The organism is Pseudomonas sp. Irchel s3f10 (assembly GCF_900187515.1).
Taxonomy (GTDB): domain Bacteria; phylum Pseudomonadota; class Gammaproteobacteria; order Pseudomonadales; family Pseudomonadaceae; genus Aquipseudomonas; species Aquipseudomonas tensinigenes.
In genome coordinates this window covers 752,325-766,261 of record NZ_FYDZ01000002.1, presented here as the reverse complement: position 1 = coordinate 766,261, position 13,937 = coordinate 752,325, and the positions used below count along the sequence as shown (strand labels likewise).

The following is a 13,937-nucleotide window of genomic DNA, read 5'->3' as shown; positions in this document are numbered from 1 at the left end:
TGAAATGACTTCTGTACAGTCCCTGACCCGGTTGCCTTGCGGCAACCGGGTTCTTGATTTGGCCCAGACGCATGTCATGGGCATTCTCAATGTCACTCCCGACTCTTTCTCTGATGGCGGCCGCTACAGCCAACTCGACGCGGCCTTGCGCCACGCTGAATCCATGGTGGCAGCCGGTGCGACGTTGATCGATGTTGGCGGTGAGTCCACTCGACCCGGTGCGCGGGCGGTATCGCCGCTGGAAGAGCTGGAGCGTGTAGCGCCCATCGTGGAACTGATCAATCGCGAGCTCGATGTCATTATTTCGGTCGATACCTCCACGCCAGCCGTGATGCGCGAAACTGCGCGGCTGGGGGCTGGCTTGATCAATGATGTGCGATCGTTGCAACGTGATGGCGCGCTGGATGCTGCTGCGGCGACGGGTTTGCCGGTGTGTTTGATGCATATGCTGGGTGAGCCAGGTGATATGCAGGATAATCCGCAGTATCAGGATGTCACTCTGGAGGTGGGCGAGTTTCTCACCGAGCGGATGTCGGTGTGTGCTTCGGCGGGTATTCCTGCCGAGCGAATCATTCTCGACCCTGGCTTCGGCTTCGCCAAAACCCTGCAGCACAATCTAAGCTTGTTCAAGCATATGGAAGCCCTGCATGCGTTGGGTCGACCGTTGTTGGTCGGTGTTTCGCGAAAAAGCATGATTGGACACGCCTTGAATCGTCCCGTAGGCGAGCGCCTTTTTGGTGGGCTGGCCCTGGCAGCGCTGGCGTCGGTAAAGGGTGCGCGTATATTGCGCGTCCATGATGTAGCGGAAACGGTAGATGTGGTGCGGATGATCGCGGCCGTGGAATCAGCCGAATAAGAATGATGGAGCGCTTATGAGCAAGAAATATTTTGGTACTGACGGCATTCGTGGTCGCGTCGGTGAATACCCGATTACTCCTGACTTCATGCTCAAGCTCGGCTGGGCTGCCGGCATGGCGTTCCGCAAGATGGGCGCCTGCAAGGTGCTGGTCGGCAAGGACACGCGAATTTCCGGTTATATGTTCGAGTCGGCTCTTGAAGCCGGTCTGACATCGGCTGGTGCTGATGTAATGCTGCTTGGTCCGATGCCGACGCCGGCCATCGCTTATCTGGCGCGCACGTTTCAGGCTGAGGCCGGTATTGTGATTAGTGCATCGCACAATCCTCATGATGATAACGGCATCAAATTCTTCTCCGGCAAAGGCACCAAGCTGCCCGATGAACTGGAGTTGATGATCGAAGAGTTGCTCGATGCTCCAATGACCGTGGTCGAGTCGAGCAAGATCGGCAAAGTTTCACGAATCAACGATGCATCTGGTCGCTACATTGAATTCTGCAAGAGCAGTGTGCCCACCGGCACCAACTTCTCCGGTCTCAAGATCGTCATCGATTGTGCCCATGGCGCGACCTATAAAGTTGCCCCAAGTGTTTTCCGCGAGCTCGGTGCCGAGGTTGTCGTGCTGTCGGCCCAGCCCAATGGTCTGAATATCAACGAAAACTGCGGCTCGACCCATATGGACCAGTTGCAGGCAGCTGTACTGGCTGAGCACGCCGATCTGGGGATCGCTTTTGACGGCGATGGTGATCGGGTCTTGATGGTCGATCACACGGGGGCCATCGTTGATGGTGATGAACTGCTGTTCATCATTGCCCGCGATCTGCATGAACGTGGCAAATTACAGGGTGGGGTGGTGGGTACTCTGATGAGTAACCTCGGTCTGGAGTTGGCCCTTGCCGATCTTTCGATCCCATTCATTCGTGCCAATGTTGGCGACCGCTATGTAATTGCTGAACTGCTGGAGCGCAATTGGCTGGTCGGTGGTGAAAACTCGGGGCATATCGTTTGCTTCAATCACACCACCACCGGCGACGCGATCATCGCAGCGTTGCAAGTGCTGATGGCGCTCAAGGCGCGTAATGAAGGTCTCGCACAGACCCGGCAGGCCTTGCGCAAGTGCCCTCAGGTTCTGATCAATGTGCGTTTTGGTGGTGGCGAAAGCCCGCTGGAACACCCGGCTGTCAAGGAGGCCAGTGCGCGTGTTACTCAGGCAATGGCTGGCCGCGGTCGCGTGCTTTTGCGCAAGTCCGGGACAGAGCCTCTGGTGCGCGTAATGGTCGAAGGCGAGGACGAAACCCTTGTTCGCAACTACGCCGAAGAGCTGGCAAAACTGGTAACTGAAGTTTCTGCCTGATACGGCTTGCAAGCCATGATTGTGTTGGGTAACATCTGCGCCCACTTTGACCGACGAGGTACAGCATGCGTCGCCCTATGGTAGCTGGTAACTGGAAGATGCACGGTACCCGCGCCAGCGTCGCTGAGCTGATCAACGGCCTTCGTCATCTGGCCTTGCCAAGCGGTGTTGATGTCGCGGTATTCCCGCCTTGCTTGTATATCAATCAAGTGATTGATGGCTTGAAAGGCAAGTCGATTTCGGTCGGCGCGCAGAATTCTGCGGTGGAATCCATGCAAGGTGCATTGACCGGTGAAGTTGCACCGAGTCAGTTGGTGGATGCAGGCTGTTCCCTGGTGCTTGTCGGGCACTCCGAGCGTCGCCAGATAATGGGCGAGCGGGACGGGATGCTGAATCGCAAGTTTGCAGCTGCGCAGGCATGTGGCTTGATTCCGGTGTTGTGTATAGGGGAGACCCTTGAGCAGCGCGAAGCCGGGAAAACTCTTGAGGTTGTCGGGCGTCAGCTGGGCAGCATCATCGAGGAGCTGGGTGTCGGTGCTTTTGCCAAGGCGGTCATTGCTTACGAGCCGGTCTGGGCTATTGGTACCGGACTGACTGCAACGCCGCAGCAAGCTCAGGATGTGCATAAAGCCATTCGCGAGCAGCTGGCGGCAGAGAATTCTGAAGTCGCACGAGGTGTGCGGCTTCTATACGGCGGCAGCGTGAAGGCGGCCAATGCGGTCGAACTGTTCGGCATGCCGGATATCGATGGGGGGCTCATTGGTGGAGCTTCCCTGAATGCAGATGAGTTCGGTGCGATTTGTCGCGCCGCGGGAAACTGAAAAAATGCTGGAAACAGTCGTAGTCGTTTTTCATCTGCTGGGTGCATTGGGCGTAGTTGCTCTGGTTTTGCTGCAGCAGGGTAAGGGTGCGGACGCTGGCGCGTCTTTCGGAGCAGGTGCTTCAAATACTGTGTTCGGAAGCCAAGGTTCCTCTACCTTTCTTAGTAAGTTTACTGCTATACTTGCCGCCGGTTTCTTCATAACCAGCTTGGGGTTAGGTTACTTTGCTAAAGAGAAGGCTCATCAGCTGACTCAAGCAGGTTTGCCAGATCCAGCAGTGTTGGAAGTGCCTAAGCAACAACAACCGGCTTCTGATGATGTTCCGGTGCTTCAAGAGCAAAAGTCGGCTACTCCAGCGACTGACGTACCTCCAGCTCAAGAGCAGAAGTAAGAAGAGTTTCAAACGTAGTTTTGCCGAGGTGGTGGAATTGGTAGACACGCAACCTTGAGGTGGTTGTGCCCATAGGGTGTAGGGGTTCGAGTCCCCTTCTCGGTACCAATTAGTCAGGAAAGCCCGCTGTTGCGGGCTTTCTTGCAGGTGGAAGGTTACATTGACCCAATAAGGGATCGGTCGTATACTTCCGCCCCAGCTTTGTCGCGGGGTGGAGCAGTCTGGTAGCTCGTCGGGCTCATAACCCGAAGGTCGTCGGTTCAAATCCGGCCCCCGCAACCAGTTTAAGGAGCCCCTTTTAAGGGGCTTTTTGTTAGCTGGACACTTTCAACGCCGCTGTTCGACGGCGTTTCAAGGATGGGCGTTAAGCCCATTTTTTTATTTTGCAAAGCATGCACATATCATGCACTAGGGGGTTCAGGTGTCGAGCAAGCTAGAAGAGTTGCAGGCCTTGCTGGCCCCGGTGGTCGTGGCCCTGGGCTATGAATGCTGGGGTATCGAGTTTTCGGCTCAGGGTCGTCACTCGATGTTGCGCGTTTATATCGATAAAGAGGGCGGCGTGCTGGTGGACGATTGCGCCATTGTCAGCCGTCAGATCAGCGGTGTGCTGGATGTTGAAGATCCAATCTCCGTTGAATACACCCTCGAAGTTTCCTCGCCTGGCATGGAGCGCCCACTGTTCACTCTTGAGCAGTTTGCAAAGTTTGCCGGTGAACAAGTGAAGATCAAGCTGCGTTCGCCTTTTGAAGGGCGCCGCAACTTTCAGGGCCTTCTGCGCGGTGTAGAAGAGCAGGATGTCGTGGTGCAGGTAGACGACCATGAGTTCCTGTTGCCGATCGATATGATCGACAAGGCCAACATTATTCCCAGTTTTGACTGAGACGCGGATCCCGCGGATCCAATGGCTTGCGAAAGGCGAGGCGTACGATGAGCAAAGAAGTACTGCTGGTTGTTGAGTCGGTATCCAATGAAAAGGGCGTACCGGCAAGCGTAATTTTTGAAGCGCTGGAGCTGGCTTTGGCCACTGCTACCAAAAAGCGTTTTGAGGACGAAGTTGACCTGCGTGTGGAAATTAACCGCCACACCGGGGCATACGAAACTTTCCGTCGCTGGACGGTCGTCGAAGAGAACGATCTTGACGATCCGGCTATCGAAACCTGGCCAAGCAAGGTTGCCGAAACGCATCCAGGTGCTCAGGTAGGTGACGTCGTCGAAGAGAAGATCGAATCCATCGAGTTCGGGCGTATTGCTGCACAGACTGCCAAGCAAGTCATCGTGCAAAAAGTACGTGAAGCCGAGCGCGCTCAAGTGGTTGACGCTTATCGCGAGCGCCTTGGTGAGATCATCTCCGGCACCGTGAAAAAAGTCACTCGCGACAACGTGATCGTCGATCTGGGTAACAACGCTGAAGCGTTGCTGGCTCGTGAAGACATCATTTCTCGCGAAACCTTCCGTGTCGGCGTGCGTCTGCGCGCGCTGCTCAAGGAAATCCGCACCGAGAACCGCGGCCCGCAGCTGATCCTGTCGCGTACCGCGCCGGAAATGCTGATCGAGCTGTTCCGCATCGAAGTGCCGGAAATTGCCGAAGGCCTGATCGAAGTAATGGCAGCGTCCCGTGATCCGGGTTCGCGCGCCAAGATCGCCGTCCGCTCCAAGGACAAACGCATCGACCCGCAGGGCGCTTGCATTGGTATGCGCGGTTCGCGCGTCCAGGCAGTGTCGGGCGAGTTGGGCGGTGAGCGTGTGGATATCGTCCTGTGGGACGACAACCCGGCCCAGTTCGTGATCAACGCCATGTCCCCGGCTGAGGTTGCGGCAATTATCGTTGACGAGGATGCCCACGCAATGGACATCGCCGTTGGCGCAGACAATCTGGCTCAGGCCATCGGTCGTGGTGGTCAGAACGTGCGTCTGGCGAGCCAGTTGACTGGCTGGACCCTGAACGTGATGACCGAATCGGACATCCAGGCTAAGCAGCAAGCAGAAACCGGCGACATCCTGCGCAACTTCATCGACGAGCTGGAAGTCGACGAAGAACTGGCTCAGGTGCTGGTAGATGAAGGCTTCACCAGCCTGGAAGAGATTGCCTACGTACCGTTGGAAGAAATGCTCAACATCGACGGCTTTGACGAGGACATCGTCAACGAGCTTCGCGCTCGTGCCAAGGATCGTTTGTTGACCAAAGCCATCGCTACTGAGGAAAAGCTGGCAGACGCCCATCCGGCCGAAGACCTGCTCTCGCTTGAGGGTATGGACAAGGATTTGGCGATGGAACTGGCGGTGCGCGGCGTAATTACCCGCGAAGACCTGGCCGAGCAGTCTATTGACGACCTGCTCGACATCGACGGCATTGACGATGATCGTGCCGGCAAGTTGATCATGGCCGCCCGAGCCCACTGGTTCGAGTAATTAGGCGCGGCCTGAGGAGAGAAGTGCATGACGCAAGTCACGGTGAAACAACTGGCCGATGAGGTCAAAACACCGGTAGAGCGCCTGTTGCAGCAGATGCGTGAGGCAGGTCTGCCGCACACCGCCGCCGAAGAAAATGTGACTGACAGTGAGAAGCAGTCCCTGCTGACTCACTTGAAAAGCAGCCACAAGGCGAAAGTGGAAGAACCACGCAAGATCACGCTGCAGCGTAAAACCACCAGCACCCTGCGTGTGGCTGGTAGCAAGAGCATCAGCGTAGAAGTTCGCAAAAAGAAAGTTTTCGTACAGCGTAGCCCGGAAGAAATCGAAGCCGAGCGCAAGCGTGAACTGGATGAGCGTCGCGCAGTAGAAAATGCTGCCCGTCAGAAGGCTGAAGAAGAAGCCAAGCAACGCGCCGAAGTAGAAGCGCGTAATCAGCCTGCTGCTGCGCAGAACGCTACCAGCGACGCCGTTGCGGCGCCGGCTGCAGTTGCCGAACCTGTTCGCGAAAGCGCGCCGGTGGTTGCCGCTGCTCCAGCTCCATCTGCTGACGTTCGCAACAAGCAGAACGAACAGCGCCGTCCGGACAAGCCACGTGCTGACGATAACAATCGTCGCAGCGGTGGCGGTGATGGCGAGCGCAAAAACGCTCCGCATCGCGCCTCGGTCAAAGAAAAAGCGCCGGCTCCACGCGTGGCACCACGCACTACCGACGAAGAAAGCGATGGCTTCCGTCGTGGTGGTCGCGGCAAGGCCAAGCTGAAGAAGCGCAACGCCCACGGTTTCCAGAGCCCAACCGGCCCTGTCGTGCGTGATGTGCAGATCGGCGAGACCATCACTGTTGGCGATCTCGCCAATCAGATGTCGGTCAAGGCTGCTGAAATAATCAAGTTCATGTTCAAACTGGGTACTCCAGCGACCATCAACCAGGTGCTTGATCAGGAAACTGCTCAACTGGTAGCCGAAGAACTGGGCCACAAAGTGACCCTGGTCAGCGACACCGCTCTGGAAGATTCCCTGGCCGAGTCCCTGAAGTTTGAAGGTGAGTCGTTCTCCCGTGCTCCAGTCGTGACCGTAATGGGCCACGTTGACCACGGTAAAACGTCCCTGCTCGACTACATCCGTCGTGCCAAGGTAGCTGCTGGCGAAGCCGGTGGTATTACTCAGCACATCGGTGCATACCACGTTGAAACCGAACGCGGCATGGTCACCTTCCTCGACACCCCGGGTCACGCCGCGTTTACCGCAATGCGTGCTCGTGGTGCCAAGGCGACCGACATCGTGATCCTGGTGGTTGCAGCGGACGACGGCGTGATGCCGCAGACCATTGAAGCTGTTCAGCACGCAGTAGCGGCTGGCGTTCCACTGGTTGTAGCGGTGAACAAAATCGACAAGCCGGGCGCCGATCTCGATCGCATCCGCAGCGAACTGTCGGTTCACGGCGTGACTTCTGAAGAGTGGGGCGGTGATACGCCGTTCGTTCCGGTTTCGGCGAAAGTCGGTACTGGCGTGGACGAGCTGCTTGAAGCCGTTCTGCTGCAAGCTGAAGTTCTCGAACTGAAAGCGACTCCATCGGCTCCTGGCCGTGGTGTTGTGGTTGAATCGCGTCTCGACAAAGGTCGTGGCCCGGTGGCAACCGTTCTGGTTCAAGACGGTACCCTGCGCCAAGGCGACATGGTCCTGGTCGGTTCGAACTATGGTCGCGTTCGCGCCATGCTCGACGAGAACGGCAAGCCAATCAAAGAAGCCGGTCCTTCCATCCCTGTCGAGATCCTCGGCCTGGACGGTACCCCGGACGCTGGCGACGAGATGAGCGTGGTTGCTGACGAGAAGAAAGCCCGTGAAGTGGCTCTGTTCCGTCAAGGCAAGTTCCGCGAAGTCAAACTGGCTCGCGCTCACGCCGGCAAGCTGGAAAACATCTTCGAAAACATGGGTCAGGCCGAGAAGAAGACGCTCAACATCGTCCTCAAATCCGACGTCCGTGGTTCGCTGGAAGCGTTGAACGGAGCCTTGAATGGCCTGGGCAACGACGAAGTTCAAGTGCGCGTAGTCGGCGGCGGTGTCGGTGGTATCACCGAATCCGATGCTAACCTGGCACTGGCTTCCAACGCTGTACTGTTCGGCTTCAACGTGCGTGCCGATGCTGGCGCACGGAAGATCGTCGAGCAGGAAGGTCTGGACATGCGTTACTACAACGTAATCTACGACATCATCGAAGACGTCAAGAAAGCCCTGACCGGCATGCTCGGTAGCGATGTTCGCGAGAACATCCTGGGTGTGGCCGAAGTGCGCGACGTGTTCCGTTCGCCGAAGTTTGGCGCGATCGCAGGCTGCATGGTGATCGAAGGTGTTGTGCACCGTAACCGTCCGATCCGTGTACTGCGTGAAGACATCGTTATCTTCGAAGGCGAGCTGGAATCCCTGCGCCGCTTCAAGGATGACGCTTCCGAAGTACGTGCCGGCATGGAATGCGGTATCGGCGTGAAGAGCTACAACGACGTCAAAGTCGGCGACAAGATCGAAGTCTTCGAGAAGGTTCAGGTTGCTCGCAGCCTCTAACTCGCGCACTTCAGGAGCCGTGATGGCCGGCCGCACTCAACAGTGTGGCGCATCACCCGGACTCTAAACGCAACGCCCGGTCTGGCTTTTGTCAGGCCGGGCGTTTGCCGCTTTCAGACCTTGCGGGTTTCACCGCAGGGCAGTAACAGGTAACAAATCATGGCAAAAGAATACAGCCGTACCCAACGTATCGGCGATCAGATGCAGCGCGAGCTGGCCCAGCTGATCCGTCGTGAAGTCAAGGATCCACGCGTGGGTCTGGTCACCATTACTGCAGTGGAAGTCAGCCGTGACGTCGGTCACGCGAAGATTTTCATCACCGTGATGGGCCAAGACAACGCTGAAGACATCGCACAAAGCATCAAGGTGCTCAATTCCGCCGCAGGTTTCCTGCGCATGCAATTGGCCCGTGAAATGAAGCTGCGCAGCGTGCCGCAATTGCACTTCCACTACGACGAATCCGTCGTGCGTGGTGCGCACCTGTCGGCCCTGATCGAGCGTGCCGTGGCTGAAGACAATCAGCACCCGGTCGCTGCTGAACCTGAAGACACCAAGGAGTAATTCGGTGGCTCAGGTCAAACGTATCCGTCGTAACGTCAGCGGCATCATCCTGCTCGACAAACCGTTGGGATTCACCTCCAACGCCGCGTTGCAGAAGGTTCGCTGGCTGCTCAATGCCGAGAAGGCCGGTCACACCGGCAGCCTCGATCCATTGGCCACCGGTGTATTGCCGCTGTGCTTTGGTGAGGCCACCAAGTTCTCGCAATACCTGCTCGATTCTGACAAGGGTTACGAAACCCTGGCGCAGTTGGGCAAGACCACCACCACGGCAGATGCCGAAGGTGAGGTTTTGCAGGAGCGCCCGGTGACCGTTGGTCGCGCCGATGTCGAAGCGGCTCTGCCGAAATTTCGTGGGCAAATCAGTCAGATACCGCCGATGTACTCGGCGCTCAAGCGTGATGGCCAGCCGCTGTACAAGTTGGCTCGTGCAGGCGAAGTAGTGGAGCGCGAACCGCGTTCTGTTACTATTGCGCGCTTGGAATTACTGGCCTTCGAAGGCGATACTGCGCGTCTTGCGGTGGACTGCAGCAAAGGCACTTATATTCGCACCCTGGTGGAGGATATCGGTGAGCAACTCGGTTGTGGTGCATACGTCGCTGAATTGCGCCGTACCCAGGCCGGGCCTTTCACCCTGGCGCAGACGGTTACCCTCGAAGAGCTGGAAGCGGTACATGCCGAAGGCGGCAACGAAGCGGTCGATCGCTTCCTGATGCCATCGGACAGCGGCCTGCTGGATTGGCCGTTGCTGCACTTCTCCGAAGCGAGTGCGTTCTACTGGCTCAATGGCCAGCCGGTACGTGCCCCGGATGCTCCGAAGTTCGGCATGGTACGGGTACAGGATCACAATGGTCGCTTCATCGGTATCGGTGAAGTGAGCGAAGACGGGCGTATCGCGCCACGTCGTTTGATTCGGTCAGAATGACCGGAACCGGCCTGTGTAACAGCAGGTCGGCGAGTGTGGCTGTTAACAGGCACGGTCACGACTCATTTATAGATACAGGGATTTGTCCCTGGCCTGTTGAAGCTGTTTACCTGAAACAGTTTCCTGATAAAAGGATTGCCTCATGGCTCTCGACGTTCAAGAAAAAGCTCAAATCGTTGCTGACTACCAGCAAGCTGTTGGTGACACTGGTTCGCCAGAAGTGCAAGTTGCACTGCTGACCCACAACATCAACAAACTGCAAGGTCACTTCAAGGCCAACGGTAAAGATCACCACTCCCGTCGTGGTCTGATCCGCATGGTAAACCAGCGTCGCAAGCTGCTGGACTACCTGAAAGGCAAGGACGTGAGCCGTTACAGCGCTCTGATCGCTCGCCTGGGTCTGCGTCGCTAATCAGCGATTGCGCTATGAGGTTGGTGGTCTGTCGGACGTCAGCGGTTTACCGCCGGCGTCTTGCAGGCTCCCAGCCTCAAGTTTTATCTGGATACACGTTTTACCCCGGACAACGGTTGGGCCGATTCCCGACATTGCCCAAGAATTCGCAAGAAACCAGTTCCCCCAAGAGCCACAAAGAAGGTAGGACACCGTGAACCCGGTAATCAAAAAATTCCAGTTCGGTCAATCGACCGTTACCCTCGAGACTGGCCGTATCGCCCGTCAGGCCTCCGGCGCAGTATTGGTCACCGTTGACGACGACGTCAGCGTATTGGTGACTGTAGTCGGTGCAAAACAAGCCGATCCGGGCAAGGGCTTCTTCCCTCTGTCCGTTCACTACCAGGAAAAGACTTACGCTGCCGGTAAGATCCCTGGCGGTTTCTTCAAGCGTGAAGGCCGTCCTTCCGAAAAAGAAACCCTGACTTCCCGACTGATCGACCGTCCGATCCGTCCGCTGTTCCCAGAAGGCTTCATGAACGAAGTGCAGGTAGTCTGCACCGTCGTTTCCACCAGCAAGAAGACCGATCCGGACATCGCTGCGATGATCGGTACCTCGGCTGCCCTGGCCATCTCGGGTATCCCGTTTGACGGCCCGATCGGCGCCGCTCGCGTTGCTTTCCACGAAAGCACCGGCTACCTGCTGAACCCGACTTACGAGCAGCAAGCGGCTTCGAGCCTGGACATGGTTGTTGCCGGTACTTCCGACGCCGTACTGATGGTTGAATCGGAAGCCAAAGAGCTGACCGAAGACCAGATGCTGGGCGCGGTACTGTTTGCTCACGACGAATTCCAGGTTGTGATCAACGCAGTTAAAGAACTGGCCGCTGAAGCTGCCAAGCCAACCTGGACCTGGGCTCCGGCGCCAGAAGCCACCGAACTGCTGGGCGCTATCCGTGCCGAGTTCGGCGAAGCGATCTCCCAGGCTTACACCATCACCGTCAAGGCCGACCGTTATGCGCGTCTGGGCGAGCTGAAGGATCAGGTTGTTGCCAAGCTGTCCGGTGAAGAAGGCCAGCCTTCGTCCAGCGAAGTCAAAGCCGCTTTCGGCGAAATCGAATACCGCACCGTTCGCGAAAACATCGTAAACGGCAAGCCACGTATCGACGGTCGCGACACCAAAACCGTACGTCCGCTGAACATCGAAGTCGGCGTTCTGCCGAAGACTCACGGTTCGGCGCTGTTCACCCGTGGTGAAACCCAGGCTCTGGTCGTTGCAACACTGGGTACTGCCCGTGACGCACAACTGCTGGACACCCTGGAAGGCGAGAAAAAAGACCCGTTCATGCTGCACTACAACTTCCCTCCGTTCTCGGTAGGCGAGTGTGGTCGCATGGGTGGCGCTGGTCGTCGTGAAATCGGTCACGGCCGTCTGGCCCGTCGTTCGGTTTCGGCCATGCTGCCAGCCGCTGACGTGTTCCCGTACACCATCCGTGTGGTTTCGGAAATCACCGAATCCAACGGTTCGAGCTCGATGGCTTCCGTTTGCGGCGCTTCCCTGGCCCTGATGGACGCTGGTGTGCCGATGAAGGCGCCGGTTGCCGGTATCGCCATGGGTCTGGTCAAGGAAGGCGAGAAGTTCGCAGTTCTGACCGACATCCTCGGTGACGAAGATCACCTGGGCGACATGGACTTCAAAGTAGCCGGTACCGCCAAAGGCGTTACTGCGCTGCAGATGGACATCAAGATCAAGGGCATCACCGAAGAAATCATGGAAATCGCTCTGGGCCAAGCCCTGGAAGCGCGCCTGAACATCCTCGGTCAGATGAATCAGATCATCGGCCAGTCGCGTACCGAACTGTCGGCCAACGCTCCGACCATGATCGCGATGAAAATCGACACCGACAAGATCCGTGACGTTATCGGTAAAGGTGGCGCGACCATCCGTGCGATCTGCGAAGAAACCAAGGCTTCGATCGACATCGAAGACGACGGTTCGATCAAGATCTTCGGCGAAACCAAGGAAGCCGCTGAAGCTGCACGTCAGCGCGTTCTGGGCATCACCGCTGAAGCCGAGATCGGCAAGATCTACGTCGGCAAGGTTGAGCGCATCGTCGACTTCGGCGCATTCGTCAACATCCTGCCGGGCAAGGACGGTCTGGTGCACATCTCGATGCTGAGCGACGCTCGCGTAGAGAAAGTGACTGACATCCTGAAAGAAGGCCAGGAAGTTGAAGTACTGGTACTGGACGTGGACAACCGCGGCCGTATCAAGCTGTCCATCAAAGACGTGGCTGCTGCCAAGGCTTCGGGCGTTTAATCACCCCAAAGCGTTAGCGCAATAAAAATGCCCCGCCGTGAAAACGGCGGGGCATTTTTTTGTCTGCGAAATATCGAGACATTCTGCGAAGTTGCCGGACTTCAGAACCGGTGCTAGGTTTAGCCCACCGCCCGTGTAGCTCAGCCGGTAGAGCAGCGCACTCGTAACGCGAAGGTCGCAGGTTCGATTCCTGTCTCGGGCACCATCCTCGCTTATTTCACCTTGCGGCTCAGATCCTCGACGGTACGTTTGAGCTGATCCATCGCCCGATCCTGATCGTTGATCTTCTGTTTCAGATTCGAAATCTCGCTGCTGTTCGAGTTGGAACTGGAGCCACTGTTGCGCTTGAGGTCTTCGACCTGACGACCGAGCGTGTCCAGTTCACGGTCCTGATCTTTGACCTTGTTTCTCAGATCATCGATTTCCTTGCCGCTGGAGCTTGAACTCGAACCGCTGCTGCGTTTCAGTTCTTCGATCTGGCGCGATTGCTCGCTGATGGTATCGCGCATTTTTCTCAGGTCATCGATGCTGACATCGCTTCTGATCACCACGTCTTTGCCGTAGTCGTTGTGAATCAGCGAAACCTTGTCGCCGTAGGAAGCGCTGCTGTTACTCAATTCAACAGCCATTGCACTGGCCGGCAGAACCAAAGTGGCGATCAGAGCGGTGGCAGACACAACAGAAGAAATTTTCGAAAAGCTGCGCATCACTGGGTTTCCTTGTGAACAGCGAAGAAGTGCCGAAGTGGCACATCGCTATGACTCGAAAATCGTATTTATGTTCCGCAGGTCAGCTTTTTGTGAGAGAGATGTAAAGAGCCGTGTAATTCGTCATGCAAACGTCCTATATTCGGTGCCTGCATGAGCATCGCCCAGCAGTTTTCAGATGATCCCGAATGGTTCCGAAGGCCGGACAAATCCGCGTCAGAGAGATCCTTGATGATCCAGATCCATCCTCCATTCCTAAGATCAGCGAGAACGCCATGACCGAATTAACTCAAGAGCAACGTCACGAACAAGCGCTGGAAAAGTACATTCTGGACGTACCGGACCTGAAAGAAGAGATCAAGGACCTGAGTCCTGATGATCAGAAGGACCAGATCCAGTGGGCCTTCGAAGACGAAGCCGAAGCCCAGGGCTTGCAGCCGTGGGAACTGACGCTCAAGTACACAAGCACGCCGGAGGAGTTCGAGGCGCAGCGCCTTGTGCTGCACAAAGAGGCGGCCGAAGTGCTGGGTGTCGAGTGGGACGAGTACTGCGAGATGAACAATCTCGTCGTATAAGAGCAGCTACAAGCTTTAAACGGCAAGCTGCAAGTCAACGCAAAAGCGCTTTGGCTTGCAGCTTGTAGCTC

Annotated in this window: 13 protein-coding genes and 3 tRNA genes; 15 read left to right on the top strand and 1 reads right to left on the bottom strand. The window is 56.8% G+C overall.

Going from position 1 to position 13,937, the window contains the following annotated elements; all coding sequences use genetic code 11:
* Positions 1 to 4: 4 nt before the first annotated feature.
* The 14 genes from folP to CKW17_RS08630 all read left to right on the top strand — a co-directional run bounded on the left by folP (position 5) and on the right by CKW17_RS08630 (position 12,789).
* Complete coding sequence (gene folP, locus CKW17_RS08695; RefSeq protein ID WP_016986500.1) at positions 5 to 856, top strand: dihydropteroate synthase; 852 nt, start codon at positions 5 to 7, stop codon at positions 854 to 856.
* Between the two features lie 16 nt (positions 857 to 872).
* Positions 873 to 2,210, top strand: a complete 1,338-nt coding sequence (gene glmM, locus CKW17_RS08690) for a phosphoglucosamine mutase (protein WP_095119529.1) — start codon at positions 873 to 875, stop codon at positions 2,208 to 2,210.
* A gap of 65 nt (positions 2,211 to 2,275) precedes the next feature.
* The gene (gene tpiA / locus CKW17_RS08685) at positions 2,276 to 3,031 is read left to right on the top strand and encodes a triose-phosphate isomerase (protein WP_095119528.1); all 756 of its coding nucleotides are present in this window, start codon (positions 2,276 to 2,278) and stop codon (positions 3,029 to 3,031) included.
* 4 nt (positions 3,032 to 3,035) lie between these two features.
* Positions 3,036 to 3,422 carry a preprotein translocase subunit SecG gene (gene secG / locus CKW17_RS08680; protein ID WP_027610782.1) on the top strand — a complete coding sequence of 129 codons (387 nt, stop codon included), beginning with the start codon at positions 3,036 to 3,038 and terminating at the stop codon, positions 3,420 to 3,422.
* Between the two features lie 22 nt (positions 3,423 to 3,444).
* Positions 3,445 to 3,530 (top strand) — tRNA-Leu (locus CKW17_RS08675).
* 97 nt (positions 3,531 to 3,627) lie between these two features.
* A tRNA-Met gene (locus CKW17_RS08670) sits at positions 3,628 to 3,704 on the top strand.
* Between the two features lie 139 nt (positions 3,705 to 3,843).
* On the top strand, positions 3,844 to 4,302 hold the full coding sequence (gene rimP, locus CKW17_RS08665; RefSeq protein WP_007915250.1) for a ribosome maturation factor RimP: 459 nt from the start codon (positions 3,844 to 3,846) through the stop codon (positions 4,300 to 4,302).
* A 47-nt stretch (positions 4,303 to 4,349) separates the two neighbouring features.
* Entirely contained in the window at positions 4,350 to 5,831 is a 1,482-nt protein-coding gene (nusA, locus tag CKW17_RS08660; RefSeq protein WP_095119527.1) for a transcription termination factor NusA, read from the top strand.
* A 27-nt stretch (positions 5,832 to 5,858) separates the two neighbouring features.
* A complete protein-coding gene (infB, locus tag CKW17_RS08655; protein ID WP_095119526.1) occupies positions 5,859 to 8,390 on the top strand; it encodes a translation initiation factor IF-2 in 2,532 nt (843 codons plus the stop codon).
* A gap of 159 nt (positions 8,391 to 8,549) precedes the next feature.
* Entirely contained in the window at positions 8,550 to 8,951 is a 402-nt protein-coding gene (rbfA, locus tag CKW17_RS08650) for a 30S ribosome-binding factor RbfA (protein ID WP_008088344.1), read from the top strand.
* Positions 8,952 to 8,955: 4 nt separating this feature from the next.
* Positions 8,956 to 9,873: a tRNA pseudouridine(55) synthase TruB gene (gene truB, locus CKW17_RS08645; protein WP_034154423.1), complete on the top strand. Its 918-nt coding sequence runs from the start codon at positions 8,956 to 8,958 to the stop codon at positions 9,871 to 9,873.
* A gap of 142 nt (positions 9,874 to 10,015) precedes the next feature.
* Positions 10,016 to 10,285: a 30S ribosomal protein S15 gene (rpsO, locus tag CKW17_RS08640; RefSeq protein ID WP_003197723.1), complete on the top strand. Its 270-nt coding sequence runs from the start codon at positions 10,016 to 10,018 to the stop codon at positions 10,283 to 10,285.
* Between the two features lie 193 nt (positions 10,286 to 10,478).
* Positions 10,479 to 12,584, top strand: a complete 2,106-nt coding sequence (gene pnp / locus CKW17_RS08635; protein ID WP_007915263.1) for a polyribonucleotide nucleotidyltransferase — start codon at positions 10,479 to 10,481, stop codon at positions 12,582 to 12,584.
* A gap of 129 nt (positions 12,585 to 12,713) precedes the next feature.
* A tRNA-Thr gene (locus CKW17_RS08630) sits at positions 12,714 to 12,789 on the top strand.
* Positions 12,790 to 12,796: 7 nt separating this feature from the next.
* Here CKW17_RS08630 and CKW17_RS08625 read toward each other — a convergent pair.
* Entirely contained in the window at positions 12,797 to 13,291 is a 495-nt protein-coding gene (locus CKW17_RS08625; protein ID WP_095119525.1) for a hypothetical protein, read from the bottom strand.
* A gap of 275 nt (positions 13,292 to 13,566) precedes the next feature.
* On the opposite strand from CKW17_RS08625, the gene CKW17_RS08620 reads away from it, so the two are divergent.
* Positions 13,567 to 13,866, top strand: a complete 300-nt coding sequence (locus CKW17_RS08620) for a DUF6388 family protein (RefSeq protein ID WP_034154593.1) — start codon at positions 13,567 to 13,569, stop codon at positions 13,864 to 13,866.
* Positions 13,867 to 13,937 lie beyond the last annotated feature (71 nt).

Excerpts from the sequence above, each read along its gene's own strand:
- folP (WP_016986500.1), top strand. The coding sequence starts at position 5 with ATGACTTCTGTACAGTCCCTGACCCGGTTGCCTTGCGGCAACCGGGTT.
- glmM (WP_095119529.1), top strand. The coding sequence starts at position 873 with ATGAGCAAGAAATATTTTGGTACTGACGGCATTCGTGGTCGCGTCGGT.
- tpiA (WP_095119528.1), top strand. The coding sequence starts at position 2,276 with ATGCGTCGCCCTATGGTAGCTGGTAACTGGAAGATGCACGGTACCCGC.
- secG (WP_027610782.1), top strand. The coding sequence starts at position 3,036 with ATGCTGGAAACAGTCGTAGTCGTTTTTCATCTGCTGGGTGCATTGGGC.
- nusA (WP_095119527.1), top strand. The coding sequence starts at position 4,350 with ATGAGCAAAGAAGTACTGCTGGTTGTTGAGTCGGTATCCAATGAAAAG.
- infB (WP_095119526.1), top strand. The coding sequence starts at position 5,859 with ATGACGCAAGTCACGGTGAAACAACTGGCCGATGAGGTCAAAACACCG.
- rbfA (WP_008088344.1), top strand. The coding sequence starts at position 8,550 with ATGGCAAAAGAATACAGCCGTACCCAACGTATCGGCGATCAGATGCAG.
- rpsO (WP_003197723.1), top strand. The coding sequence starts at position 10,016 with ATGGCTCTCGACGTTCAAGAAAAAGCTCAAATCGTTGCTGACTACCAG.
- CKW17_RS08625 (WP_095119525.1), bottom strand. The coding sequence starts at position 13,291 with ATGCGCAGCTTTTCGAAAATTTCTTCTGTTGTGTCTGCCACCGCTCTG.
- CKW17_RS08620 (WP_034154593.1), top strand. The coding sequence starts at position 13,567 with ATGACCGAATTAACTCAAGAGCAACGTCACGAACAAGCGCTGGAAAAG.